2 protein-coding genes are annotated in these 580 nt (G+C 66.4%); both read right to left on the bottom strand.

Annotated elements, in window-relative coordinates:
• Positions 1–262, bottom strand: a 262-nt coding sequence (locus AC1DWF_RS36920) for a 2-dehydropantoate 2-reductase N-terminal domain-containing protein (RefSeq protein ID WP_476843387.1), incomplete at its 3' end; no start/stop codon positions are given.
• 52 nt (positions 263–314) lie between these two features.
• Positions 315–580: RidA family protein (locus tag AC1DWF_RS36915; protein ID WP_476843386.1), on the bottom strand; the 266-nt coding region annotated here is incomplete at its 5' end.

The raw sequence follows: 580 nt of genomic DNA, 5'->3' as shown, positions 1-580 counted from the left end.
GGATGGTGGCGATGGCGTCGTCGAGGTCGTAGGCCTTGTTGCTCAGCAGGATGACGTCCCAGCCGGGCCGCAGCTCCGCGGCCTGGATCGTCTTCACGGCCAGCTTCGCGTTGCCGAACTGGCTCTCGATGACCAACCCGTCCTTGGCCAGGGCGGCGGCGCGCCCTGGACGGACGAGGAACGTCACGTCGCCGCCGGCCTCGGCCAGGCGGCCGCCGAAATAACCGCCCAGCGCGCCTGCGCCCAGCACCAGAACCCGCATGACGTTCCCCATCCTGATCGGCGTGGAACATCGCGCGTCCGGGGCGAAGCGCCTAGATGGCGGCGATGCAGTCCATCTCGATGTCGAAGGGCCCGAACCAGGAGGGCACCGTGATGAAGATCCGCGCCGGCGGGTCTTCCGGGAAGTAGCGGGCGTAGATCGCGTTGATGGCGCCGAACTTTTCCGGCTTCGTGCAATAGACGTTGCACTTCAACACGTTCTCCATCGAGGTCCCCGCCGTCTCCAGGCAGAGCTTCATCTGCTCCAGCACGAGCTCGGTCTGGCGTTCGATGGAGGTCTCGGCGATCTCCCCGGTAT

This window comes from Aminobacter sp. P4_D5, assembly GCF_056401815.1.
Note: the sequence above shows the minus strand (reverse complement) of the source record. Positions and strands in the feature narration are given on the sequence as shown.